The organism is Brevundimonas sp. SL161 (assembly GCF_049896985.1).
Taxonomy (GTDB): Bacteria; Pseudomonadota; Alphaproteobacteria; order Caulobacterales; family Caulobacteraceae; genus Brevundimonas.
The window spans coordinates 1-1616 of the sequence record NZ_JAFCVJ010000074.1; the positions used below are offsets into that span (position 1 = coordinate 1).

The following is a 1616-nucleotide window of genomic DNA, read 5'->3' on the forward strand; positions in this document are numbered from 1 at the left end:
CGCCATGAAACGGAGACCTGCCCCTCGGCCCGAGAAAGGGATCCGAACTTCGCCGCATTGGTGGCCAGTTCGTGCAGCGCGAGCGACAGTGAGAGCGCCGATTTCGGGGTCAGGACCGCGTCATCACCCTCCAGATGGACGACGCCGGAACCCTGGATATAGGAGCCCAGTTCCTCGGTCAGCAGGCCCTCGACAGAGACGCCTTCCCAGCGACTTTGGGTCAGCAGGCTGTGCGCCTTGGCCATGGAATGGATCCGCCGGTCCAGACCTTCGACAAAGCCGGTCAGCGAGGCGGCGTTTCGGCTGGACTGGGTGACCAGGGCCTGGATGTTGGCCAGGGTGTTCTTCACCCGGTGATCCAGCTCGGTCATAAGCAGCTTGTCCCGCTCATGCGCCTTGGCCCGTTCCCGCGACGCCGCCTCGATCCTGCGCAGCACGACCTGAAGGAGCGAGACCCGCAGGTCGAAGGCGGAATCGACCTCGGCGACCGTCCAAGGCAGAGCCCGGTTTCGCACCGTGTGCTTCCAGACCTCGAACGATTTGCGCGGGGACAGCCGATCGCCGTTGGGGCCGGAAATCATCGGCTTTTCGGGGTCGCCGGCCCACAGCGCCGTTTCGACCAGCTCGGGTCTGAACCACAGGATGAAGTCGGAGGGATCGCGCGACACGGCGATGACCAGCAGCCCCGAGGCGACGTTGGCGAACGCCTTGGCCGGCGGGTAGATCTCGCTCAGCCGATCGGTCGCAAACACGCCCTCGGTCTCGGTCATGTAGGACGTCAGCCACTCGGCCAGGGCCGTGATCTGCGCCTTGTCGGGGGTGGCTCCCAGCGAGGTGGTCGCGCCTTCCACCCGGACGGCGACCCCGCCGCCCCGCTGCCCGTCCAGAGCGATGTCGCCGCCATGGATGTAATCGAGCAGATTGGGCGTCTGCTGCGTCAGGCCATACGCATAGTCCTCGACGCCTGCGAGGTTCAGCATCAGCTCCTGGAGAATCTTGCGGCTGGCCAGACGGGCCTCGAACTGCTCGCTCTTCTCGCGGGCCTCGAGCTGCAGCGAGAACATCGAGCCGAACAGTTCGCAGACCGCCCGCAGGTGTCGGGGCAGCCGTCGGGGACTGTCATTATGGCAGGCGATCAGGCCCCAGAGCTTGCCCGCCACGATGATGGAAATCGACATCGAGGCATTGATGCCCATGTTGCGCAGGTATTCACGGTGGATCGGCGAAACGTCGCGCAGGATCGCATGGCTCATGTCCAGCGGCTTGTCGGTGCGCGGGTTCAGCTCCGGCGTCAGCGGCGCCGGGTCGTAGTCGACCTGGGTGATCAGCCGCAGCCAGCTCCGCAGGTAGAGCGCCCTGGCCTGTTGTGGGATGTCGGCGGCCGGATAATGCAAGTCCAAGAACGGCGCCAGTTCGGGGGCGCGGCTTTCGGCGATCACCCAGCCGGACCCGTCCTGCATAAAGCGATAGATCATCACCCGGTCGTATTGCGCCACGCGACGCACGCTCGCCGTCGCCATCTGGCAGAGCGAAAAGAGCGACGGCGCGGCGCTGAACCCCTCGACCATCAACTGCACAGCCGCCAGCGGATCCGTGACGAAGGCATCGTCGGTCGC

1 protein-coding gene is annotated in these 1616 nt (G+C 65.7%); it reads right to left on the reverse strand.

Annotated elements, in window-relative coordinates; genetic code table 11:
• A partial coding sequence (locus ACP7AU_RS17660) for an HWE histidine kinase domain-containing protein (protein WP_426052271.1) occupies positions 1-1616 on the reverse strand: 1616 nt, incomplete at both ends.